The 24,105-nt window shown below is 71.0% G+C and carries 19 protein-coding genes; 14 read left to right on the top strand and 5 right to left on the bottom strand.

Features of this window, described 5'->3' with window-relative positions; all coding sequences use genetic code 11:
* Positions 1-91 precede the first annotated feature (91 nt).
* Positions 92-925 (top strand): class I SAM-dependent methyltransferase, encoded by an 834-nt coding sequence (locus tag ACGFR9_RS34105; protein ID WP_393216597.1) that lies wholly within the window; start codon positions 92-94, stop codon positions 923-925.
* A 6-nt stretch (positions 926-931) separates the two neighbouring features.
* On the opposite strand, the gene ACGFR9_RS34100 is transcribed toward ACGFR9_RS34105, so the two are convergent.
* Positions 932-1,534, bottom strand: coding sequence for a sugar O-acetyltransferase (locus ACGFR9_RS34100; protein ID WP_393216595.1), 603 nt, complete (start codon positions 1,532-1,534; stop codon positions 932-934).
* A 191-nt stretch (positions 1,535-1,725) separates the two neighbouring features.
* Between ACGFR9_RS34100 and ACGFR9_RS34095 the strand changes: the two genes are divergently transcribed.
* The 3 genes from ACGFR9_RS34095 to ACGFR9_RS34085 all read left to right on the top strand — a co-directional run bounded on the left by ACGFR9_RS34095 (position 1,726) and on the right by ACGFR9_RS34085 (position 8,516).
* A complete protein-coding gene (locus tag ACGFR9_RS34095) occupies positions 1,726-3,666 on the top strand; it encodes a glycoside hydrolase family 5 protein (RefSeq protein ID WP_393216593.1) in 1,941 nt (646 codons plus the stop codon).
* A 219-nt stretch (positions 3,667-3,885) separates the two neighbouring features.
* Positions 3,886-6,741 (top strand): lectin, encoded by a 2,856-nt coding sequence (locus ACGFR9_RS34090; RefSeq protein WP_393216591.1) that lies wholly within the window; start codon positions 3,886-3,888, stop codon positions 6,739-6,741.
* Positions 6,742-6,758: 17 nt separating this feature from the next.
* Positions 6,759-8,516 carry a lectin gene (locus tag ACGFR9_RS34085; protein WP_393216589.1) on the top strand — a complete coding sequence of 586 codons (1,758 nt, stop codon included), beginning with the start codon at positions 6,759-6,761 and terminating at the stop codon, positions 8,514-8,516.
* A 35-nt stretch (positions 8,517-8,551) separates the two neighbouring features.
* Here ACGFR9_RS34085 and ACGFR9_RS34080 read toward each other — a convergent pair whose 3' ends face one another.
* The 3 genes from ACGFR9_RS34080 to ACGFR9_RS34070 all read right to left on the bottom strand — a co-directional run bounded on the left by ACGFR9_RS34080 (position 8,552) and on the right by ACGFR9_RS34070 (position 11,193).
* Positions 8,552-9,322, bottom strand: coding sequence for a GNAT family N-acetyltransferase (locus ACGFR9_RS34080; protein ID WP_393216685.1), 771 nt, complete (start codon positions 9,320-9,322; stop codon positions 8,552-8,554).
* A gap of 123 nt (positions 9,323-9,445) precedes the next feature.
* Positions 9,446-9,946 carry an N-acetyltransferase gene (locus tag ACGFR9_RS34075; protein WP_393216587.1) on the bottom strand — a complete coding sequence of 167 codons (501 nt, stop codon included), beginning with the start codon at positions 9,944-9,946 and terminating at the stop codon, positions 9,446-9,448.
* A 59-nt stretch (positions 9,947-10,005) separates the two neighbouring features.
* Positions 10,006-11,193 (bottom strand): DUF2235 domain-containing protein, encoded by a 1,188-nt coding sequence (locus ACGFR9_RS34070; RefSeq protein ID WP_393216585.1) that lies wholly within the window; start codon positions 11,191-11,193, stop codon positions 10,006-10,008.
* 248 nt (positions 11,194-11,441) lie between these two features.
* On the opposite strand from ACGFR9_RS34070, the gene ACGFR9_RS34065 reads away from it, so the two are divergent.
* On the top strand, positions 11,442-12,926 hold the full coding sequence (locus ACGFR9_RS34065) for a family 43 glycosylhydrolase (RefSeq protein ID WP_393216583.1): 1,485 nt from the start codon (positions 11,442-11,444) through the stop codon (positions 12,924-12,926).
* A gap of 464 nt (positions 12,927-13,390) precedes the next feature.
* Here the strand turns inward: ACGFR9_RS34065 and ACGFR9_RS34060 are convergent, their stop codons facing one another.
* Positions 13,391-14,113, bottom strand: a complete 723-nt coding sequence (locus ACGFR9_RS34060; protein ID WP_393216581.1) for a GntR family transcriptional regulator — start codon at positions 14,111-14,113, stop codon at positions 13,391-13,393.
* A 193-nt stretch (positions 14,114-14,306) separates the two neighbouring features.
* Here ACGFR9_RS34060 and ACGFR9_RS34055 point away from each other — a divergent pair, with 193 nt between their 5' ends.
* The 9 genes from ACGFR9_RS34055 to ACGFR9_RS34015 all read left to right on the top strand — a co-directional run bounded on the left by ACGFR9_RS34055 (position 14,307) and on the right by ACGFR9_RS34015 (position 24,014).
* Positions 14,307-15,029, top strand: coding sequence for a response regulator transcription factor (locus ACGFR9_RS34055; protein ID WP_393216579.1), 723 nt, complete (start codon positions 14,307-14,309; stop codon positions 15,027-15,029).
* Positions 15,026-16,459 (top strand): sensor histidine kinase, encoded by a 1,434-nt coding sequence (locus ACGFR9_RS34050; protein ID WP_393216577.1) that lies wholly within the window; start codon positions 15,026-15,028, stop codon positions 16,457-16,459. The genes ACGFR9_RS34055 and ACGFR9_RS34050 overlap by 4 nt, the downstream gene beginning before the upstream one ends.
* Positions 16,456-17,190 (top strand): LuxR C-terminal-related transcriptional regulator, encoded by a 735-nt coding sequence (locus tag ACGFR9_RS34045; RefSeq protein WP_393216575.1) that lies wholly within the window; start codon positions 16,456-16,458, stop codon positions 17,188-17,190. The genes ACGFR9_RS34050 and ACGFR9_RS34045 overlap by 4 nt, the downstream gene beginning before the upstream one ends.
* A gap of 254 nt (positions 17,191-17,444) precedes the next feature.
* Positions 17,445-18,563, top strand: a complete 1,119-nt coding sequence (locus tag ACGFR9_RS34040; protein ID WP_393216573.1) for an ABC transporter substrate-binding protein — start codon at positions 17,445-17,447, stop codon at positions 18,561-18,563.
* On the top strand, positions 18,560-20,293 hold the full coding sequence (locus ACGFR9_RS34035) for an ABC transporter permease (protein WP_393216571.1): 1,734 nt from the start codon (positions 18,560-18,562) through the stop codon (positions 20,291-20,293). The genes ACGFR9_RS34040 and ACGFR9_RS34035 overlap by 4 nt, the downstream gene beginning before the upstream one ends.
* Positions 20,286-21,425 carry an ABC transporter ATP-binding protein gene (locus ACGFR9_RS34030; RefSeq protein WP_393216569.1) on the top strand — a complete coding sequence of 380 codons (1,140 nt, stop codon included), beginning with the start codon at positions 20,286-20,288 and terminating at the stop codon, positions 21,423-21,425. The genes ACGFR9_RS34035 and ACGFR9_RS34030 overlap by 8 nt, the downstream gene beginning before the upstream one ends.
* Entirely contained in the window at positions 21,409-22,800 is a 1,392-nt protein-coding gene (locus ACGFR9_RS34025; protein WP_393216567.1) for an acyclic terpene utilization AtuA family protein, read from the top strand. Before ACGFR9_RS34030 ends, ACGFR9_RS34025 begins: the two co-directional genes overlap by 17 nt.
* Entirely contained in the window at positions 22,793-23,128 is a 336-nt protein-coding gene (locus ACGFR9_RS34020; RefSeq protein ID WP_393216565.1) for a DUF4387 domain-containing protein, read from the top strand. The genes ACGFR9_RS34025 and ACGFR9_RS34020 overlap by 8 nt, the downstream gene beginning before the upstream one ends.
* Before the next feature lie 94 nt (positions 23,129-23,222).
* Entirely contained in the window at positions 23,223-24,014 is a 792-nt protein-coding gene (locus ACGFR9_RS34015; protein WP_393216683.1) for a class II aldolase/adducin family protein, read from the top strand.
* The last annotated feature ends 91 nt before the right edge of the window (positions 24,015-24,105 follow it).

Raw genomic sequence — 24,105 nt, 5'->3', positions numbered from 1 at the left:
CGCCCGCGCCGTGCGGGCGGGTGCGGGTGGAGGGAGGATCTGTGGGACGACGGGCCGCCCGGCACCGTCCACCGCGCGAAGAGGCCCCGCCATGACATCGTCCGACGATCCGCCGTCCCCGGCTCCGCGCGGGGACGCGCCGGGCGGCGGTCGCTACGGCGAGGCCGTCTTCCGCCCCGGTCAGGCGCACGAGGACGAGCGCATCGACCTCGGCGCCCTCGCCTACGACGACATCACCATGGCGCGGCTGCGGGCGCTGGGCGCCGGCCCCGGATGGCGCTGCCTCGACGTGGGCGCCGGAACGGGCACCGTCTCCCGCCGGCTCCTGGACGAGGCCGGGGTGACGAGCGTCCTCGCCGTCGACCGCGACGTACGTTTCCTCACCGCACGGCCCGTGCCGGGGCTCGAGGTGCTGGAGGCCGACGTCACCGCCCCGGACTTCGCACCCGGCCGGTTCCGGCTCGTCCACGCCCGCTTCGTACTGATGCATCTGCCCGAGCGTGAACGCCTGATCACCGTGCTGGCCGGACTCGTCGAACCCGGTGGTGTGCTGGTGCTCGGTGACGCGGTCGACCTGACGAGCGAGCGGCCGCCCGGCACGCCGTACACGAAGGCGATGCGGGCGATGTGGGAAGGACTGCGGGCCACCATCGGCACCGACGTCTCCCGGGTACCGTCGTACCCCCACCTGCTGCGCGGCGCCGGGCTGGTGTCGGTCGGCGCCGAGATCCATGTGCCGCCCCTGCTGCCGGGCAGCCCCATCAGCCGCTTCTGGGCCGACACTTGGCGACGCGGCAGGGCGGCGATGCTCGCCACCGGCCTCGTCGACGACACGGCCGTCGACGAGGCGGTCCGGTACCTGGACTCCGACGACTGCGCCGCGTTGTCCGCCGGGATGCTGATCGCGTGGGGACGGAAACCCTGACCGGCCCTAGCCGCCGGCGGTGCGGGTGAGCAGGTCCTTGTCGGTGATGGCGCGGACCACCCGGCACGGGGTGCCGACGGCTACGGTCATCGGGGGAATGTCGCGGCTGACCACACTGCCCGCGCCGATGACCGACCCGTATCCGATGCGGACGCCGGGCAGGACCACCGCGTTGCTGCCGATCCACACCTTGTCCTCGATCACGATCGGTTCCGAGAACCGACCGAAGTCGGTGCGCCGCGAGGGATGCACCGGGTGTCCCGTCGTGGTCAGCGTCACGCTCGGAGCGATCATCACACCGTCACCTATGCGGATGTCGACATCGTCGACGAAGGTGAGGTTCACGTTCCCGAAGAAGTCGTCCCCGATGTGGACGTTGCCGCCGAACCCGGCGTGGAACGGGGGCAGCAGCACCGTGCGTTCACCGACGGAGCCGAGGATCGCGGTCAGCAGCGACCGCCGTCTCTCCTCCTGGCCCGGGGGTGTGTGGTTGTACGCGAAGATCTCCTCCGTGCGGCGCCGGGGAGACTGGAAGGCGGCCTCCGACTCGGTGTAGACGAGCCCCTTGGCGATCCGGGCCAGGACCTCTTCCTCGTGAGAACGCGTCACAGTGAAACGGCTCCGTTCCTCCGGTCTTCGGGCCCGGCCCCGCGTGCCTCGGCGGCGCGCACACCGAGCCTATGTGGGCCGTGCGCGCACGATCAGCCGCTTTCACGGAAACGCGGCCGCCGGGCTCCAGGTCTGGACCACGGCGACTCCGTGTCGCATCATGACCCTTGCATGACAACCACTCTGTCGCGATGACCACCGGGACGGTGACCGTGCGCGGTTCCCTGGGCAAGGCGGTACTGACCGCGGTCCTCCTGTCGGCGCTCCTGGCGCCCGTTCCCGCTGCGGCGGCACCACCCCGGCAAGCCGCCGCGCATTCCCCGTCCGCCGCCGCGGACTGGGCGGCGCCGCTCAGCACCCGGGGCCGCTGGATCGTCGACGCCGACGGGAACCGTTTCAAACTGCGCTCCGGCAACTGGCACGGCGCCAGCGGCACGTGGAACGGATCCGGCAGCGCGGACGACGACGCCAACCATCACGCGGGGGAGAACGCGCACCGGATACCGCTCGGCCTCGACCGCGCCCCCATGGCCGAGATCATCGCCGGTTTCCAGGAGATCGGGATCAACAGCGTCCGGCTCCCCTTCTCCAACGAGATGATCCACGACACGCGCCCGGTCACGGACGACGCCGTCACCGCCAACCCGGGACTGCGGGGGAGCACCCCGCTCCAGGTGTACGACGCCGTCGTACGCGGACTCACCGACGCCGGCCTCGCGGTCATCCTCAACAACCACACCAACACCACCCGTTGGTGCTGCGGAGTGGACGGCAACGAGCGCTGGAACGCGAGCCGGTCCACCGGGGCATGGGAGGACGACTGGCTGTTCATGGCCCGCCGCTACCGGGACAACAAGCGTGTCGTGGGCGCGGACCTCTACAACGAGGTCCGCCGCGACGTCTGGGACGACCCCAACTGGGGCCTGGGCGACGACCACGACTGGTTCAGCGCCTCCCAGCACCTCGGCGACCGTCTTCTCACCGAGGCCAGCCCCGATCTGCTCGTCATCGTCGAGGGCATCAACTGGACCGGCATCCCCGTCGACGGGTTCGCCCATGGCCGCCCCACCCTCGAGCCCGTACGCCGTCTCTCGCACACCCTCGTCGACTCGGGCAAACTCGTGTACGCGGCCCACTTCTACGGCTACACCGGCCCGAACCACAGCGGCGCCACCGGCATCGGCGAGACCACCGACCCCCGCTACCAGGACCTTTCACCCGCCGAACTCGTCGATGTGCTGAACCGCCAGGCGTTCTTCGCCACCGCCGAAGCGGACCGGCATTTCACCGCCCCCGTCTGGATCAGTGAGTTCGGCGTCGGCGGCCGAGAGGAGACGGGCGCCGCCCAGCGCGCCTGGTTCGAGAACTTCGTCGACCAACTCGTGCGCACCGACGCCGACTTCGCCTACTGGCCACTCGTCGGACTGCACGAGAACCGCCGCGGCAACGGCTGGGCGCTGCTCCACTGGGACTCCGCCGGCCACCGCATGGGCCTGTACGACGGCGACGACTGGCGGGCCGGGGCGTGGACCCGGCTCATCGGCGCCACCGGCCGCACCGGACCTGTCGCCACCGTGGCCCACTGGTCGATGCTCAGCCCCGACCACGGCGACTTCATCGCCTCCCGGCGGATGCGCGCACTGCCCGACTGGGACTCCGGCGCCCGCAAGGCCGCCTGCCCCGACGGGCAGCGCCTCCTGGGCCTCGGCCACACCGGCAACCGGGGCCTGTGCTCCGACGTGACCGCCGGACCGCTCGGGGACCCGGCCGGCGGACACGCGGTCGTCAAGGACGAGCGGTACGTCCCGCCGGGCGGCGACTGGGCCTCCGGATACACCAAACTCCAGTGCCCCGACGGTCATTTCCTCACCGGCTACAGCGTCCGAGGCGCCGCCCTCTCGGCCGCCCTGTGCACGAAGGCCGAGCCCGGCGGGATCACGGGCACGGGCGGTCGTACGGTCTGGTTCGACCGGGGCGACAACCGGGGCGGCGCGCCCAAGGGCGGCGACTTCGCACACGGCCACTACAAGGGCCAGTGCGCGGACGGAGAGTACGCCGCCGGCCTCGCCTACACCGGCCGTATCGGCTCCTCACGCACCCCGGACGCCCTGTACTGCCGCCCGCTCCGCTGACCCCGCACCGGCACTTTGTCCCATGCGAGGAAGAAGAGGCGGGACTCTGCGCGAAAGGGGTTACGCGTTCCCGCGAGGCCCGCTAACTTCCTTGAAATGAACCGGTCATGCCCCTGTCGGGGGTGACGGGCCGGTGTCCCACGGCGCGACGGCGCGCGCCCGTACTCCACACGGTGGGCCCCGCGGCCTGCCGCCACCCCCCATATCCTGGAGACCTTCGTGCGCACGAGACCGCTCGGACACAGACGTGTCCGCATACTGCTGACGGCCCTGGCGTGTGCCATGGGCCTGGCGCTGCCGACGGGGCCGGCCGCCGCGACGCCCGACGCCCCGGCCACACCGGTCGGCGCCGCCGCGGCGGCCGAGGACTTCCAGCAGGTCACCCTCGCCAAGGGCGTCGCCGAGACGGGTGAGCCCATGACCCTGGCCGTCCTGCCGGACCGCTCCGTACTGCACACCTCACGTGACGGCACCCTGCGCCGGACCGACGCGGCCGGCACCACCACCGTCGCCGGCCGGCTGAACGTCTACAGCCACGACGAAGAGGGCCTGCAAGGCGTCGCCGCGGACCCCGGCTTCGCCTCCAACCGCTTCGTCTACCTGTACTACGCCCCCCAGTCGGACACCCCGGCCGGTGACGCACCCGCCGACGGAACGGCGTCCGACTTCACCCCGTTCGACGGTGTCAACCGGCTGTCCCGGTTCGTCCTGCGCACCGACGGCACCCTGGACACGGGCAGCGAGAAGAAGATCCTCGACGTGCCCGCCTCCCGCGGGCTGTGCTGTCATGTCGGCGGCGACATCGACTTCGACGCGGCGGGCAACCTGTATCTGTCGACGGGCGACGACACCAACCCCTTCGCCTCGGACGGCTACACCCCCATCGACGAGCGTGCCTCCCGCAACCCCGCCTACGACGCCCAGCGTTCCTCGGGCAACACCAACGACCTGCGGGGCAAGATCCTCCGTATCAAGGTGAACGCCGACGGCAGCTACGGCATCCCGGCGGGCAACCTCTTCGCGCCCGGCACCGCCCGGACCCGGCCCGAGATCTACGCGATGGGCTTCCGCAACCCCTTCCGGATGAGCGTCGACAAGGCCACGGGCACGGTCCACGTGGGCGACTACGGCCCCGACGCGGGTACCGCCAACGGCTCCCGCGGGCCCGGCGGACAGGTCGAGTTCAACAGGATCACCCGGGCCGGAAACTTCGGCTGGCCCTACTGCACCGGCAAGAACGACGCCTACGTCGACTACGACTTCGCCACCGGCGCATCCGGTTCCGCCTTCGACTGCTCGGCACCGAGGAACACTTCGCCGCGCAACACGGGCCTGACCGACCTGCCGCCCGTCCAGCCCGCCTGGATCCCCTACGACGGCGGATCCGTTCCCGAGTTCGGCAACGGATCGGAGTCACCGATGGGCGGACCCGTGTACCGGTACGACGCGAACTCCGCGTCCGAGGTGAAGTTCCCCGCCGAGTACGACGGCGACTTCTTCGCCGGTGAGTTCGGCCGCCGCTGGATCAAGCGTATCGAGACCGGCGGCGACGGAACCGTGCAGTCCATCAACGCCTTCCCCTGGACCGGCACCCAGGTGATGGACATGGCGTTCGGCCCCGACGGTGCCCTCTACGTCCTCGACTACGGCACCGGCTACTTCAACGGCGACGCCAACTCGGCTCTCTACCGAATCGAGCACGTGACCGGCGGACGCGCCCCGCTGGCCCAGGCCGAGGCGAACACCACCTCCGGCAAGGCACCCCTGACCGTCGACTTCTCCGCGGCGGGCAGCTCCGACCCGGACGGGGGCGCGCTCACCCACGCCTGGACCTTCGGTGACGGCAGCACCTCCACCGCCGCAGACCCGTCCCACACCTACACCGCCAACGGCCAGTACACCGCCACGCTGAAGGTCACCGACCCCACCGGCAAGTCCGCGACGGCCTCCGTACAGATCACCGTCGGCAACACCGCACCCACCGTACGGCTCGACACACCCGCCGACGGACGGATCTACGACTTCGGCGCAGCCATCCCGTTCAAGGTCACCGTCACCGACCCCGAGGACGGCACGGTCGACTGCGCCAAGGTGAAGGTCACCTTCATCGTCGGCCACGACAGCCACGGCCACCCGCAGACCTCCGCCACCGGCTGCACCGGCACCCTGCACACCCTGGCGGACGGCGAACACGACCCCAACGCCAACATCTTCGGCGTCCTCGACGCCGAGTACACCGACAACGGCGCGAACGGCCAGCCCGCGCTCACCGCACACGACCAGCACATCACCCAGCCGAGCCACCGGCAGGCCGAGCACTACGGCGACTCCGCCGGCGTCCAGGTCATCAACCACACCGCCGCGCACGGCGGCAAGACCGTCGGCGAGATCCAGAACGGCGACTGGATCTCCTTCACGCCGTACAGCCTCGACAACACCACCGGCTTCACCGCCCGAGTCTCCTCGGCCGGCACCGGCGGCACCCTCGAGGTCCGCGCCGGCTCACCGACCGGCACCCTGCTCGGCACGGCCACCGCACCGGTCACCGGCGACTGGGAGACCTTCCAGGACGTCACCGCGGCACTGAGCAGCCGGCCGGCCGGCACGACGACCCTCTACCTCGTCTTCAAGGGCGGCAGCGGCGCCCTGTTCGACGTCGACGAGTTCTCCTTCACCACCTCCACCGGTGGCCCCCGTACGGGTGAGGTGAAGGGGGTCGGCGGGAAGTGTCTGGATGTGGACAACGCGGGCACGGCGGACGGTACGGAGGTGCAGGTCTGGACGTGCAACTCGTCGGCGGCGCAGCGGTGGACGGTGTCGGACGACGGTTCGCTGAGGGCGTTGGGCAAGTGTCTGGACGTGTCCGGTGGCGGGAGTGCCGACGGTACGCGGATCCAGTTGTGGACGTGCAACGGGACGGGGGCGCAGAAGTGGGCGGCCCAGTCGGACGGCACGGTGCGCAACCCGCAGTCGGCCAAGTGCCTGGACGCCTCGGGCGGGACCTGGGAGGACGGAACCCCCGTGCATCTGTGGACCTGCCACACCGGAGCCAACCAGAAGTGGACCCTGCCGTAGAAAGGAGGCGACCCACGATGCGTACCCTCTTCAAGACCGCGCTCGGCCTGTCCGCCGCCGCCGTGCTCTGCCTGACACCCCAGACAGCGGCTCTCCCCGGCGCCGCGCCGGCGGCCCACCAGGGCGCGGACCTCGCGCCGTCCGCGGCGGCCGACCCCGCGTACAGGATCCTCGTCTTCTCCCGGACCGCCGGCTTCCGCCACTCCTCGATCGACGAGGGCGTGACCGCACTGCGCGACCTCGGGGCGGCGAACAACTTCACCGTCGACGCCACCGAGGACCCGGCGACCTTCACCACCGGCAACCTGGCCCAGTACCGGGCCGTGGTCTTCCTCTCCACCACGGGCGACGTCCTCGGCCCCGCCCAGCAGACCGCGTTCGAGCAGTACCTGGGCGCGGGCGGCGGATACGTCGGCATCCACGCCGCCGCCGACACCGAGTACGACTGGCCCTTCTACGAGGGACTGGCCGGTGCCCTCTTCCAGTCCCACCCCGCCATCCAGCCCGCCACCGTCAAGGTGGAGGACCGGGCGCACGACGCCACCGCGCATCTCGCCCGCACCTGGCAGCGCACCGACGAGTGGTACAACTACCGCAGCAACCCCCGCACCACCGCCCATGTACTGGCCTCACTCGACGAGTCCAGCTACTCGGGCGGCACCATGTCCGGCGACCATCCGATCGCCTGGTGCAAGGACTACGCGGGCGGACGCGCCTTCTACACCGGCGGCGGTCACACCGAGGAGTCCTACGCGGACCCCGCCTTCCGCAGGCATCTGCTCGGCGGTATCCGCTGGGCCGCCGGCACCGTCAACGCCGACTGCCGCCCGGAGACCGGCTACACACCCCTGTTCGACGGCAGCGGTACCACCGGCTGGAAGCAGGCGGGACCGGGCGGCTTCACCCTGGCCGACGGCACCCTCACCTCCCACGGCGGACTCGGCCTGCTCTGGTACGACGCCCGCGAGTTCACCGGTGACTACTCCCTGAAGCTCGACTGGAGGGCGAGTGGCGACGACAACTCCGGTGTCTTCGTGGGCTTCCCGGCATCCGACGACCCCTGGTCGGCGGTGGACAACGGCTACGAGATCCAGATCGACGCCACCGACGCGGCCGACCGCACCACGGGTTCCGTGTACGGATTCCGGTCCGCCGACCTGCCCGCACGCGACGCCGCGCTGAACCCGCCGGGGGAGTGGAACACGTACGAGATCCGGGTCACCGGGGAGCGGCTGGAGATCTTCCTCAACGGCAGCAGGATCAACGACTTCACCAACACCGACCCCGCGCGCGGCCTGGCCCAGGGCCACATCGGCCTGCAGAACCACGGCGACGGCGACGACGTGGCCTTCCGCAACATCCGCATCAAGCAGAACGGACCCCCGACCGGCCCCCGTACGGGTGAGGTGAAGGGGGTCGGCGGGAAGTGTCTGGATGTGGACAACGCGGGCACGGCGGACGGTACGGAGGTGCAGGTCTGGACGTGCAACTCGTCGGCGGCGCAGCGCTGGACGGTGTCGGAGGACGGTTCGCTGAGGGCGCTGGGCAAGTGTCTGGACGTGTCCGGTGGCGGGAGCGCCGACGGTACGCGGATCCAGTTGTGGACGTGCAACGGGACGGGGGCGCAGAAGTGGGCGGCCCAGTCGGACGGCACGGTGCGCAACCCGCAGTCGGCCAAGTGCCTGGACGCCTCGGGCGGGACCTGGGAGGACGGAACCCCCGTGCATCTGTGGACCTGCCACACCGGAGCCAACCAGAAGTGGACCCTGCCCTGACGGAGGGATGACGCACGCACGCTCCTTGCCCGGTCTCAGCCGCCCAGGGTGAAGAAGTGCAGCGGAGAGTTCGGCTCGAAGCCGATCCGTGGATACACGGGTGCTCCCGCGGCGGTCGCGTGCAGCGTGGCCCGGGTCGGTCCGCCGGCCCGGGCACCCTCGTACAGGGCCTTGCGGGTCACCGCCTCCCCGTATCCCCTGCGCTGCCACCGCGGGTCCGTGGCCACCAGAGCGACGAAGAGGCGGCCTTCCGCCTCCACGGTCCCGGCACAGGTCACGGGAACGCCGTCGCGCAGGCCCAGATAGGCGTGCACCCCCGTCTTCCACAGCCGGGAGCCGAGGAGACCGTCGCGGCCGGACTCGAGGGGCATGTCGTAGGCGCGCGAGTTGAGATCGGCGTACGCCCGCAACTGTTCGTCCGTGCCGACCCGCACGAACGTCAGCTCCGGGTGCGCCGGTTCGGGGACCGGCAGCAGGTCCCCCGCCATACCGGTGCCCGAGAAGGCGTGCTCCAGGCCGGCCCGCCCGGCCGCCTCCATCAGGCTCGCGCGAGCCCCGTCGTGGAGCAGGTCCTCGAAGACCCACAGGAAACCGGTGCGCTCCTTCGACCGCATGAGGTCCGCCACCTGACCCAGCCGCTTCTCCATCAGGGCCGCGTCCGCCCCGGTCTCGGTGAGCGTGACGCAGTTCCAGAAGCCGAACCGGCTCTCCGCCCAGCGCACGGCGAGGCCCGGCAGATCCCGTACGTCCGCGTCCGGACTCCGGTCCAGCACCATGGCACGCCACACCGTGGCGAGCTGTTCCATCGACTCCACCGCGTCGGCGATGCTCCGCGTCACCTGTGCCCCCTTGCTCGTACGCCGGTACGGGACATGACTGCCCACCGCGCCGGCGAGGCGCACACTCGCACGGGTGAATCCGGGCAGCGGTCAAGAACGGTCCGGCAGCCGCAGCCACTCGTCCCAGGCGATGTCCCGGCCGATGAAGCGGGGCCGATCGAAGGGCCAGTCCTCGGCGATCCAGCGCGGCACGAACGCCTCCAGCGCCCGCTCCAGCGCACTGCCCACCTCGTCGTCCACCACCCACCAGGAGATCTCCGCGTCGGCCCCCTGCTTCTCCGGCGGGTCGATGTACACGCAGCCGCGCAGGGCGGTGCGGTCCGGTGTCTCGATCGTGTAGTTGAACGACTCGTGCGCCTCGATCTCCCGGGCGTGCCGCTCGAGATCGGCGAGATTCGCCTCGTACGACATCGTCTCCGACGGCCAGCCCCACGCGGGACCGAAGACCGACCACAGCCTCTCGCGCGACCCCATCACCGTCGGATAGTCGAGCGGCGCGTCGGCACCGCTGATCGGGCGCAGCCGGTGGCCTCCGCCGTCGGGGATGCCGACGTGGAGGGGGTGGACGAAGTCGTGCGGGAGCCAGTTCATGGGCGCGAGCCAACCAGGCCGGGCAGGGCCGCGCAAAGGGATATGGCCGCCCGCCGGCGTCACGGGGTGCGGTGGAGCCGGTCCCGGTCGCCGGCCGCCCGGGGCATGGGCGGCAGGCCCGCGGCGAGGTCCGGCAGCAGGACGGGTTCCAGCCGGACCCGGTCCTGCCTGCCCAGGTAGCCCTCCAGCTCCGCCGGCCGGTAGTCCGTGTCGCGGTCGTAGCGCTCCTTGGCGGGCACCGCCAGGAACTCGTCGCCGTCGGGTTCACCGTTGTCGTCCACCGCCCCGCCGAGCGGCCGGTGCAGCGGCCTGGCCAGTCGGTACATGCCCGTCCGCGAGACGTGCAGGGCGCCCGAACCGTCCGGTCGTACGCGGAAGTCGACGCTGCCCTGCGGTGCCATCACCCGGGGCCCGCCCGTGCCGAGCGCGACGGTGTCGAACTCCAGCCCGTGCCGGCGGGCCTGATCGACCATCCACAGCAGGGCGATGTCGGACAGCCCCGTCTCCTCGTAGCCGCCGCCGACATCGCTGTGCGCCCCGGCGAACCACACCTGCTTCAGCTCCTGGCCCCGTGCGGCGGAACCGGGCTGCCGATGCCACAGGGCCGGCCGGAACGCCGATCGCTGCTCGTCGACGGCCAGTGCGTGGAAGGCCGCCCCGACCCAGCCGCTCAGCTCGGTGTTGTGGAACGCCCAGCGGCGGTTGGAACGGTTCGCCGCCGGCCGCAGCCACTTCGCGTCGGGCACCGGGATGCCCAGGGCGCCGACGGTGTCCCACACCCCGACGAACCGGATCTCCGTCTCGCGGGCGTAGGAGCGACGGAACAGCGTGGCGGCCGCGCCGTTCGGCTGCTCCAACCGGTCCCGGTACAGGGCCCAGGCCTCCGGGATCCGGTCGGTGTGGTCCCTGCGCAGGATGCCGCTGTTGCGAACCAGCCCCGCCAGGCTGCGCGCGGTGAACGCGCCACGGCTGAAGCCGAAGAGGAACAGTTCGTCGTCGGGCTCGTACGTCTCGACGAGGAACCGGTAGGCGTCCACGACGTTCCGGGACAGCCCCGCACCGAAGGCGCCGCCGCGCAGCCGCTCCCGCCGCAGGGTGCCGACCCCACTGTGGTAGTAGACACGCTGTTCCTTCCCGGCGGCGGACCCGGGGAGCACGGACAGGGCGACCTTGGCGACGTTGGTCTTGCTCGGCTGGTCCGCGAAATTCCATGTGCCGTCGCAGCAGACGACGAGACGCTTGGCCATGACCATCCCTCCTCGCGGGAGCGTGGAGCGGCACACAGCACCATTTCCAGGGTCCCACCATGCGGCACGTCACGCCATACGAGTGCGGTGTGCCGGACGGGGCTGCGGTCAACTCGGCACGGGGCGACAGCCATTGACGGGGAGGGATGCCGTCCCTAGCATGGCGCCCCGTCATTACATCGATGTAAAAAGCGACTCCACGCCCCCATGGCCTTCCGGCCGAGATCCGCTCCCGGAAAGGACCCCCCATGTCTTCCAGGCTCCTCCCGCGTCCCGGCCTACGCTTCGGTCCGCTCTTCGCCGCCCTCCTCGGGCTCGTCCTGGGCCTCCTGCCCCTGGCCGCCGGACCGGCCACCGCGGCCTCACCCAAGGCTCGCGAACAGGCGGCCGCCGCCGCGGCGGCCGGAACGTTCCGCAATCCGCTCAACACCGGACCCGACCCGTTCATGACCCACTGGAACGGGAACTACTACCTGACCACGACCCAGGGCAACAGCATCAGGATGTGGCGCTCCCCGTCCCTGGGCACCCTGGCGACGGCCGACCCGATCACGGTGTGGACGGACTCCGACCCCTCCCGCAACCGCAACATCTGGGCCCCGGAGTTCTACCGTTTCGGTGACCGCTGGTACCTGTACTACACGGCCGACGACGGCGTCGACGACCATCACCGCCTGTACGTCCTGGAGTCGGAGCGCGACGACCCGGCCGGCCCGTACCGCTTCAAGGCGAAACTCGCCCCGCCCAACCACGCGAACGACTTCGCCATCGACGCGGGGATCCTGGAGCTGAACGGCCGGCTCTACCTCGCGTACAGCGGCATCAACCAGTACCAGCACAACGGGCTCAACATCGCCCCGATGTCCAACCCGTACACCGTCTCCGGCAACGCCGTCGCCCTCGACGCCGCCGGGGGCTGCCCCGAGGTGCGGGAAGGACCGGAGTTCCTGTACCGGGGCGGCCGGGTGTGGATGACCTACTCCGCGTGCGACACCGGCAAGCCGGACTACCAGGTCTGGATGATGTCGATGCCGCTGACCGCCGACCCGCTCGTGCCCGGCAACTGGCGGCAGCACCAGGGCGCCGTGTTCTCCCGGGTCGACGACCGGGGCGTGTTCGGACCGGGCCACCACGCCTTCTTCCGCTCTCCCGACGGCACCGAGGACTGGATCGTCTACCACGCCAAGACCACGTCCCAGAACACCTACAGCAACCGCACCACCCGCGCGCAGAAGTTCACCTGGCGGGCCGACGGCAGCCCCGATTTCGGCCGCCCGCTGGCCATGGGTGCCACCCAGGACCTGCCGTCGGGGGACCCCGGATCCGGCAATTACTGGATCAACGACGACGGCCGCTCCAGCGGCCCGGGGGGTGTCACCTACGGCGGCACCTGGAACTCGGGCACCGGCTGCGCCACCCAGTGCTTCTGGGGCGACGACCACTGGAGCGACCGGGCCGGCGCCACGGCGACCTTCTCCTTCACCGGCACCCGTATCGTCCTGCTGTCCGTCAAGGACACCGGCAACGGCTACGCGGCCGTCAGCGTCGACGGCGGGCCCGAACAGCGGGTGGACTTCCACCATTCGATCCGGATCGGCGAGGCGGCGCAGTACACCAGCCCACGTCTCGCGTACGGCGGCCACACCCTCCGGGTCCGGGTGACGGGAGAGCACAACTCCCAGTCCGGAGCGTCCTTCGTGAGCGTCGACCGGGCCGAGGTCTACGTCAACTGAGGTTGCCCCGGCCGTCGGTGACGCGGACGCGCCGACGGCCGGGGCGGTCGTGCGGGATGAGCACGGCGCGGGGCTTCACGCGCGCCGTGCTCAGCGCGGTGCCCGGTGGGTCACCTGCGTGACCGGACTCGCCGGCCGCGACCTCACCTGCTCCGGCCGGGGCGCCGACGAACAGCCGCGTTCCGGCGGCCGAGCGTGACCGGCGTCAGGTGCGGCCGCGACTCGTCGACCGGTCCGGCGGAGCAGGTACCGGTTGACGGTGGTCGTACCGCCCTGAACGGCGACGTCGGTTCCGCCGGCCGCCGCGCGCGCCCGTGCCGGTCCGATGCCGTCGGTGACGAAGCGGAACGTGGTGCCGCCCGCCATCGGCCGCGGCTCCCGCGCGTGGTGGGTGAACACGAACACCGGTGTGTGGAACGGCGGTTGCTGACCCCGCCCTGGCATGCGGCGAAAAGCGGGCGTGATCACGCTCCGGGGAAGCGCGTCCTGATGCGCGAGGTGTTCGAGGTGTGGCTGTGGGCCCTCATCAGGTCCTCGGCCTTGTCGCCATGGCCGGCGGCGATGGCCTCGAAGATGGCCCGGTGCTGACGGTAGCGCTCCTCGACGATCTTCGCGTGTCCGCTGCGTACCTGCGACAGGGTGCTGTCGCGGCGCTCCTGTGAACCGAACGCGTCCACCGTGCGGAGCATCTGGACAAGGGTCGCGTTCCCGCTGGCCTCGTCCACGAGGGCGTGGAACTCCGCCATGAGGTGCTGGATCCTCAGCACCAGGTCCCGCTCCCGGTCCGTTCCGGCGGCCTCGTCGCGCAGTTCGCCGCGCAGGGCGTCCGCCCGGTCCAGGCAGGCGGCCATCTCGCGCCGCTGGGCCGCCGTCGACTTCTCGGCCGCCAGCCGGGCGGACAGCGCCCGGAGCACGTCCTCGATCATCGTGAACTCGCGGAGCTCCTCCTTGCCGAACTGTGCGATCCGCACGGACCGCGGACCCGTCCGCTCCACCAGCCGGTCCTGCTCCAGACGCCGCAGCGCCTCGCGGACGGGAGTCGCGCTGATGCTGAGGGATTCGGCCAGTCCCCGCTCCGTGACCTTCTCCCCGCGCTTCAGCACGCCGGAGACGATCGCTTCACGGATGGCGGCGTACGCCTGATCGCCGAGAGTCACCGGCGAAGAGAGTTGAGGAAGCTGGCCCATACCGTGCATGGTATTTGCTACAGCGTCCGGAATCAAACACCGCATCAAGCACCGGAGGGCCGGCGGGGGACCGTCAGGAAACCGTCAGGTTCGCCGTGGGCGGGCCGTCAACTCCGCTCGGAAGCATCACCAGCGTCAAAGGCATCGGCCACCACCCGATGAGGAATGTGCGGCCCCCGCACGAGGAGCACGTATGAACGCCGTCGAGGCACCCCGCACCACCGACCACGTCCTCGTGGTCGACGACGATCCCGGCATCCGGCGCCTGCTGATCTCGGCCCTCGGTTTCGCCGGCTTCGACGTCGACGTGGCGGGCGACCTCACCGAGGCCCTGGAACAGGTCGACCGACGCACCCCCGACGTCGTCGTCCTCGACGTCATGCTGCCCGGCGCCGACGGCTTCGAGATCCTCCAGCTGCTCAGGGCCCGCGCCGTCGACGTCCCGGTCCTCTTCCTCACCGCCCGGGACGCCGTCGAGGACCGGGTGCGGGGACTGCGCCTGGGCGGGGACGACTACGTCACCAAGCCGTTCAGCGTCGTCGAGGTCGGTGCCCGCCTCCAGGCCCTGCTCCGCCGCGCCCGGGGCGGTGCCCCCGCCCCGGAGGAGACCGCCCGGCTGAGCTGCGCCGACCTGGAGATTGACGACCCCCGCCACGAGGTCCGCCGCGCGGGCGACCTCGTCGAACTCTCACCCACCGAGTACCGGCTGCTGCACTACCTGCTCACCCACCAGGGCCAGGTCCTCTCCCGCGCCCAGATCCTCGAAGCGGTCTGGCAGTACGACTTCGGCGGGGACACCGTCGTCGTCGAGCGGTTCGTCTCCAACCTCCGCCGCAAGATCGACCACGGCCGCACACCGCTGCTGCAGACCGTCCGCGGCGTCGGCTACACCCTCCGGGAGCGGGCCGCCAAGTGAGCCCGAAAGGCCGTACCAACTGGTCCCGCTCCAGCGTCCGGCTGCGCCTGCTGGCCGGCCTGGCCGTCCTCCTCGTGTTCGGTCTCACGGCCAGCACCGTCACCAGCGCCTTCCTCCTCGAGGACTTCCTCGACAGGCGTTACGAGAACACCCTGCGGGTGAGCGCCGGCCAGCTCACCGAGGTGATCGCCCGCGGTCCGCAGAGCGCCGACGCCGACCAGCTCGCCGCCCTGCTCGGGCCCCCGCTGGGCATCGTCGCCGTCGACGGGGACAACAGGGTCCTGGAGAGCACAGGGTCCGCGACCTCGGCAGCCGGTGAACTCGCCGAACTCAGCACCGGCCTGCCGGCGGGCCGCATCGTCACCTACGACGGGCACGACGACCAGCACGGCCTCGCGGCCGTCCGGGTCCCGAGCCCCGGACTCACCATCGTCGACCGGTCGCCCGGCACCGAGACGAGGGAACCGGCCGCTCTCATCCTGGCCATCGACACCTCGATCGACGACAGCACCACGCGCGTGCTCGTCGAGCGGCAACTCGCGCTGGTGGGAGTCGCGTTACTAGCCCTGCTGGCGCTCGCGACGCTCGTGCTGCGGCTCGGCATGCGGCCCCTGGCGCGCATGGCACGCACCGCCGACGCCATCGCCGAGGGCCACCTCAGCGAACGGCTGCCCACGCGCCGCGGCGGCAGCGAGACCGACCTGCTCGCCGAGGCCGTCAACCGCGCCTTCGACGCCCAGGCCCGCGCGGAGGCGACCGTGCGCTCCATGGCCGCCGACACCTCGCACGAACTGCGCACCCCCCTCGCCACGATCTCCGGCTGGCTCGACCTGCACCGGCAGGGCGGTGTCACCGGACCGGGCCTGGAGACCGCGCTCGAGCACATAGAGAACGAGGTCGGGCGCATGCGCCTGCTCGTCGAAGACCTCGCGCTGCTCGCCCGTCTGGACGCCGGCCGGCCCGTCGAGCAGGACCCCCTCGACCTCACCGCCCTGGCCGCCGCCGTCGTCGAGGACGCCCAGATCATCTACCCGCGGCGCCGCATCACCATGGCACCCGCGGCGCCCGCCCGCATCGTCGGCGACGCCCCCCGGCTGCAGCAGGTGGTGCGCAACCTCGTCGGCAACGCGGTCCAGCACACCCCCGCGCGGACGAGCGTCCTGGTGGAGATCACCCCCATGCGCGACGACGTACGGCTGAGCGTGGCCGACGACGGCCCCGGCATCTCCGCCCAGGACCTGCCGCGGGTCTTCGAACGCTTCTGGCGGGCCGAGGCCAGCCGCAGCCGCGCCTACGGTGGTTCCGGCCTGGGCCTTGCCATCGTCGAAGCCATCGTCCACGCCCACCACGGGCATGTGGACGTCGAGTCGGACGTGGGAGTGGGGACGACCGTCACCATCCGGCTGCCACGCGAGCGGGACCGGTCATGACCACCGTCGTCCTGGCCGGCGGACCCGCCCTCGTGCGCACGGCCGTCACGCGGGTGATCGAGGCGAGCCGGCTCTTCGACGTGGTGGCCCAGGCCGGCGACACGGCTCGGCCCGGTGTGGGACTCCCCGCGGGCGTCCGGCCGGACGTCGTCCTGCTCGACCGCACCGGCCGGAGCATCACCGACGTCGCGGAGACCGTCTCCGCCGTGTCGGCGACCGCCCGGACGATCGTCCTCGGTGTCGCCGACGTGGGGGAGTCCGACGCGTGTCTGCGAGCGGGCGCCACGGGCGTCCTCGCCGCCGACATCACCGCCGTACAGCTCGTCGCGGCCCTGGAGACGGTGCTGCGCGGCGGCCTCGTCGTGGTGCTCGGCACCGCGCCCGTCCTCGCGGCACACCAGCGCCGGACGGCGGGACCCGAGGTGACCGGGACGCTGTCCCTGCGTGAACGTCAGATCCTCACCCTGCTGGCCGACGGCCACGAAGGGCCCGCCATCGCGGCCGCACTGCGCATCAGCCCCCTCACCGTGAAGACCCACATAGCCAATCTGCTCACCAAGATCGGAGTGCACCGACGTGGCCACGCCATCGCCTTCGCCTACGAACACGGGCTCGTGCAGCCCGGCACGACCCCCGTCCACCCCTTCGTGACCCGGCTCGGCGAGCCGCACCCGGGGACGCGCGGAACCCACCCCGACCGGACCCGGGTTTACCTCGGCGCAACCGGTTGACAGTGACGCTGTAGCAAATACCATTCCTCTTGGGCGTGTCGAGCATCGCAAGCCCCGTTCAAGAGATCGGGCGGGCAGCCCGCGACCCGCCCGGAATCCCTGCGGACCTCTCTCACCTACCTGATGTGCTGCGCGTATCGCCGCGCGGGGGTGGTGCATTCCAAGAACCTGTGCCCGGCACCGCCGGACGCGCGGCGCGGAAAGCTGCCCGGCTTTCCGCCCAACGAGCTATAGCAAATAGTGGAGGATCGACGATGATCTCGCTTTCGAAGGCATGCGCTCTGGCCGCTGCCTGCGCGGTCGCTCTGACCGCCTGCGGAGGTTCCTCCGGCGGGGGAGCGTCGGCGACCCCTACGGCGTCGGTCGACGTGGGCAAGGCGTCGTCCGTCACGCCCCTCGACGCGGCGACGGTCGACCGGGCCAGGAAGCAGGGGTCGGTGCTCCTGTACACCAACGCGGACGCCGACCAGATGGCACCGATCGCCAAGGCCTTCGAGGCGAAGTACGCCGGCATCAAGCTGCGCGTGCTGAACATGAACGACCCGCAGACGTTCCAGCGCTACGCCACGGAGACGGCCACCGGCGTCCGCACGGCGGACGTCGTCATGGCCACGGACGCCGTCGGGATGCTGAACTTCGTCGGCGACGGCCATGTGCTCGACTACACCGACCCCAACCTCGCGAACCTTCCCGAGTACGCCCGGCTCGCCCCGGGCGTCGTGGCCATGTCCGAGGATCCGCTGGTCGCCGTCTACAACACCGCGCTCATCCCCAAGGACAAGCAGCCGGCGGACCTCGCCTCCCTCGCGAAACTCTCCCAGTCGATCAAGGGCAAGGTCGGCACCACGGACATCGGCAATCCGCAGTCCTTCGGCGCCGTCAGCAGCTACGTCACCGAGCACGGCGACGCGGGCTGGAAGAACATCGAGGCCCTCGGTCCCAACACCGGGGTCGAGTCCGGCAACGGCAACCTGATGCAGAAGCTCGCCCAGGGCGAGTACCAGGCGACCTACTTCGTCGCCGGCTCGGTCCGTGCGCTGATCGAGGGCGAGGACGCGGCGAAGGTCCTCAACTACACGTACCTGACGGACGGCACACCGCTGCTGCCCCGCGCCGTCGCGGTGACCAGGAAGGCGAGCTCACCCGACGCCGGCAAGCTGTTCGTGAACTTCCTGCTGTCGGTCGAGGGACAGGAGGCCGCCTGCGAGGGCGGATTCACCCCGTACCGCGACGGAGTGGAGTGCGCGTACGGACTTCCCGCCGTCGAAGCGGTCGTCGGCGCCGACAACCTGATGCTCGGCGGCTACCCGAAGGACATCGTCGAGAACAAGGACACGATCGTCGCCCGCTGGAAGAAGGCGTTCGGCCGGTGACCGCCACCCCACTGCGGCCGTACAGCCCCCCACCACCCGTGAAACCCCGCCGGCGGCCGCTGTCCACCAACGCGAGCCACTACGTCCTGTGGGCGCTCGCACTGCTGGTCATCGTCGGCCCCATCGTGCCCGTCGTCGCCGCCTCCCTGTGGTCCACACCGCTGTACGAGTCCGGCGGCCACTTCACCTGGGACAACTTCGACGCGCTGTTCACCGACGGCGGTTGGTGGACGGCGGTCGGCAACTCGGTCCTGTTCGCCGCACTGAACACCGCCGGATCCATCGTCGTGGGGGTCGCCTGCGCGGTCCTGCTCACCCGCACGGACCTGCCGGGACGGCGCACCCTGACCACGCTGCTGCTGGTGCCGATCGCGCTGCCCGGACTCGTGCTGATCATCGGCTGGGCGGCCATGTGGACGCCCGCCGGGTTCGCGTCCTCGTGGCTGGAGACCCACACGTTCCTGAGCATGCCGGTCAACCTCTACAGCATCCCCGGCATGGCCATGGTCGGCATGACGGTGGCCTCACCCACGGTGTTCCTGCTGTGCCGCGGCACCCTGCTCTCGATCGACCCCGCCCTGGAGGACGCCGCCCGCACCCTCGGCGCGGGTCCGCTGCGCAGTCTGCTCTCCGTCAGCCTCCCGCTGATGCGGCCCGCGATCACCAACGCGGCCCTGCTGGTCTTCGCCCTGTCGATGGAGGTCCTCGGCCTTCCCCTCGTCCTCGGCTTCTCCAGCGAGATCAGCCTGATCTCCACCTACCTCTACGACCACTGGACCAACGACTCCCAGCAGGGCCTGGTCTCCGCCGGTGCCGTGTTCCTGCTCGTGGCCGTCGCCGCGCTGCTGGTCCTGCGCAACCGACTGGTGGGCGACACCGCCCGGTTCACCACCACCACCGGCAAACCCACCGGCGTCCGCGTACTGCGGCTCGGGCCGGTGCGCTGGCTGATGAGCGGCGTACTGGCCCTGTTCCTGGCCGTGTTCGTCGTCGTACCGCTGGCCGGAGTGGTGCTCGCCGCGTTCACCTCCATCCTCTCGCCCTTCATCTCGCCGTGGAGCGTGCTGACGCTGGACAACTTCTCCGCCGTCCTCGACAACTCGCTGTACACCGACTCCATCGTCAACAGCCTGCTCATCGCCGGCGTCGGCGGCGCCCTGACCACCCTGGTCATCGCCGTGCTCTCCGTCGTCGCGCACCGCTCGCGGTTCCGGTTCCGCGGCTCGCTGCAGCAGGGCATGCTGTGGCCGCGCATGATGCCCGCCCTGGTCACCGGCATGGCGTTCTTCTGGAGCTTCGCCCTGCTGGACAGGTCCGGGGCGATCCGGGCCAGCCTGTGGGGGATCGGCATCGCCTTCGCCGTGCGCAGTCTCGCTCTCGGCTACAGCGCCTTCTACCCGGCACTCGCCGGTATCGGCGCCGACCTGGACCATGCCGCCCGTACCTCCGGTGCCTCCTGGTGGACGGCCATGCGCACGGTCGTACTCCGCCTCGTCGCGCCCGCGATGGGCGCCTCCTTCGTGCTGCTGTTCGTCGCCATGCTCAACGACGCCGAACCGGCCGTCTTCCTCGTCACCGACGAGACGCCCGTGCTCGGGCTCACCATGCTGCAACTGGCAGCGACAAGCATCGGCGGGAGTGTCGCCGCGTTGGGAGTGATCCAGATGGTCATCACGCTGGTCGTACTGGGCGCGGGCCGCGCCCTGCTGGGGGTGCGTCCGCGTGCCTGACCTCCACCTGAACAGCCTCACCAAGAGGTTCGGCCGGCACACCGCACTGCACGAACTGTCGCTGACCGTCCACGACGGTGAGATCTTCACCCTGCTGGGACCCAGCGGCTGCGGGAAGTCGACCACGCTGTGGTCCATCGCCGGGCTGCACCGGCCGGACTCGGGCAGCATCGCCTTCGGCGACCGCGTCGTCTTCGACCACGGCCGCGTCGACACCGAGCCCGAGCACCGCAACTGCGGCGTGGTGTTCCAGTCGTACGCCATCTGGCCGCACCTGTCGGTCGCCGCCAACGTGGGCTACCCCCTCAAGCTCCGCAAGACACCGAAGGCGCAGCGCGAGCGGCGGGTGCGGGAGGTCCTCGACCTGGTGGAACTGGGGGACCACGCCGGGGCGTACCCCCATCAGCTCTCCGGCGGGCAGCAACAACGGGTCGCCCTGGCCCGCGCGCTCGCCCACCCGCCCGACATGCTGCTGCTGGACGAGCCGTTCTCCAACCTGGACGCCAAGCTCCGCGACCGCTCACGCCAGTGGCTGAAGAACCTCCAGTCCCAGGTCGGCGTCACCACCGTCTTCGTCACCCACGACCAGGACGAGGCCCTGTCGGTCAGCGACCGTGTCGCCGTCATGAACCGGGGCCGGGTACACCAGGTCGGCACCCCCGAAGAGATCTACGACCGTCCCGCCGACCTGTTCGTCGCCGACTTCGTCGGCACCGCCAACATCCTCACCGCCACCATCACCGAGGCGGACGGCAGCCACGCCCTGATCCGCGTCGACGGTATCGGCCGGCCGCTGCGCGTCCCGCACACCGGCAGGCACCTGGGCGGCGCACGCGTCTGTATCCGGCCCGAGAACATCGACATCCACCGTCCCGGCGCCGCCGGCAGCACGCCACCGGACGCGCTGACCGTCACGGTGGAGAACCGGGCCTACCTGGGCGACCACTACCGCTACACCGTCCGCGTCGGCGCCACCCCGGTCACGGTCACCACCACCCGCCCCGTCGCCGGCGGCGAACTCACCATCAGCCTCCCTCCGGAGGACATCCGTGTCTTCCCCGAGGAGACCCCCATGGACGTCCCCGAGGACGCCCCTTCGCACGAGGAGAACCCGCATGCCTCCGTCCACTGACCCCGCCCCGCAGGTCCGGGTCCTGTCACCCAGCGGCATGCTCGGCGCCGGGTTCGCCCCGGAGACCATCGAGTACGGCCTGACCCTGAACCCCGACGTCATCGCGATCGACGGCGGCTCCACCGACTCCGGCCCGTACTACCTCGGCGCCGGCGTCGCCAAGACCACGGCGGCCGCCGTCCGCCGGGACCTCGACATTCTGCTGCGGGCCGCCGCCGACGCCGGCATCCCGCTGCTGGTGGGCTCCTGCGGCACCAGCGGCACCGACTCCGGCGTCGACTGGGTCGCCGGGATCGCCGAGAGCGTCATGGCCGAGGCCGGCCTCGATCTGCGGATCGCCCGCGTCTACAGCGAGCAGGACCCCGCCTTCCTCAAGGAAGAGCTCGGCGCCGGCCGCATCCGGCCGCTGGCCCCGCACGGACCGCTGGAGCCCGACACCCTGGAGAGCTGCGCGCACATCGTCGGCATGATGGGCCACGAACCCTTCGCCGACGCCATCGAAGCGGGTGCCCAGGTGGTCCTGGCCGGACGGGCCACCGACACCGCGCTCGCCGCCGCCGTCCCGCTGATGCGCGGCATGCCGGCCGGTCCCACCTGGCACGCCGCCAAGGTCGTCGAATGCGGCGGACAGTGCACCACCGACCCGCGGGCCGGCGGCGTCCTGGCCACCATCGACGCCGACGGCTTCGTCATCGAACCCCTCGACCCGGCCAACATCTGCACCCCCGCATCCGTCGCGGCCCACATGCTCTACGAGACGGCCAACCCCTTCCGCATGCGCGAACCGGCCGGCACCCTCGACGTCTCCGACGCCACCTACACCGCCCTGGACCACCGCCGCGTACGGGTGGAGGGCTCCCGCTTCGAGCCCGCCGCCCAGCACACCATCAAGCTGGAGGGCGCCCGCGTCACCGGCTACGAGACCGTGTCCTTCACCGGTATCCGCGACCCCTACATCACCGCCCATATCGACCGCTGGGCCGCACTCCTGCGCACCATCGTGACCGACCGGGTCCGTCAGACCCTCGGCCTGAGCGACGACGACTACGCCCTGGACATCCGCCTCTACGGCCACAACGCCATCCTCGAGGACAGCGACCCGGACACCACCCCGCCCCGTGAGGTAGGCGTCATGCTGCTGGTCAACGCCCCCTCCCAGGCCACCGCCACGGCCATCGCCAAGGTCGCCAACCCGCTGATGCTGCACCTGCCGCTGCCCGAGATGCAGTACCTGCCGAGCTTCGCCTTCGCCACCTCCCCGGCGGAGACCGAGCGCGGGCCCGCCTACGAGTTCGTCCTCAACCACGCCGTCGACGTGGACTCACCCACCAGCATGTTCCGCACCCACCACGCCCACGAGGACACCCATGTCTGACCGTACCCCCGCCCCGTCCGTCCTCGGTGACCTCGCGATCGAGGTGCGGTCCAAGAACGCCGGACCCTTCTGGGTCACCATGGAGACGTTCATGAAGGACAGCGCCGGTTACGCCATCGCCGCCGACGACACCTTCCTCAACGAGCAGGTGATCGCCGACCTGTACGGAGTCGACGCCGCCCAGGTCCAGTTCTTCCGCATCCCCTCGCTGAACGTCGTGAAGATCTCCTTCCCGCGCCCCGTCACCCAGGCCGGCGTGCGCGACCGCGACATCCACGCCGGCCAGCACCACGTCCCCCTGGCCACCCTCGAGGTGCCGCGGACGTGACGACGGACTCCGCGAGGAACAAGGACCGTACGCGTCCGGGGAGCGAGCTGTGACCCAGGGAACCGTCAAGAAGGACGACGTCGTCGCCGAACCGCTGAGCCGGGAGGACCTGACACCGATCCCGGAGGAGAACCTGATCTTCCGGCTCCCCACCCCGTTCACCGACCCTGCCGTCGAGCGGCGCCACCGCAAGGAACGGCTCGCCGGAGCGCTGCGCCTCTTCGGCCGGTTCGGCTTCGAGGAGGGGGTCGCCGGCCACATCACCGCGCGTGACCCCGAATTCCCCGACCATTTCTGGGTCAACCCGTTCGGCATGTCCTTCAAGCACATCAGGGTCAGTGACCTCCTTCTCGTCAACCACGAGGGCGACGTCGTCCAGGGGCGCCACCGGGTGAACCGGGCCGCCTTCGCCATCCACTCCGCCGTGCACGCGGCACGCCCCGACGTGATCGGCGCCGCCCACAGCCACTCGGTGTACGGCAAGGCCCTGTCCGCCACCACCCAGCGACTCGAACCCCTCACCCAGGACGCGTGCGCCTTCTACGAGGACCACGGTGTCCACGAGGACTACTCGGGGGTGGCCGACGACCCCGAGGAGGGCCGGCGCATCGCCGGGGCGCTGGGCCCGTACAAGGCGGTGATCCTGCGCAATCACGGGCTGCTCACCGGCGCGGGCTCCGTCGACGCGGCGGCCTGGTGGTTCATCACCATGGAGCGGTCGGCCCAGGCCCAGCTCGCCGCGAAGGCGGCCGGTGAGACCACCCTGATCCCGCCCGCGGAAGCGAAGCTGACGTACGGGCAGGTGGGGTTCGAGCTGGCGGGCTGGTTCCAGTTCCAGCCCCTGTTCGAACAGATCTCGCGCACCGATCCCGACCTCTTCGACTAGGGCCTGTCTGACAATTCGCGTCGTCGCCCGAAGGGCGGCCGCGCGGCGTCAGGTGCGTGCTCTCGGTGTGCCGGCCCCAGAGCCTCGTACT

The sequence above is a fragment of the Streptomyces sp. NPDC048584 genome, from assembly GCF_043199595.1.
Taxonomy (GTDB): Bacteria; Actinomycetota; Actinomycetes; order Streptomycetales; family Streptomycetaceae; genus Streptomyces; species Streptomyces edwardsiae.
The sequence above is the reverse complement of the archived record's forward strand: the minus strand, read 5'-3'. Positions and strand labels throughout refer to the sequence as shown.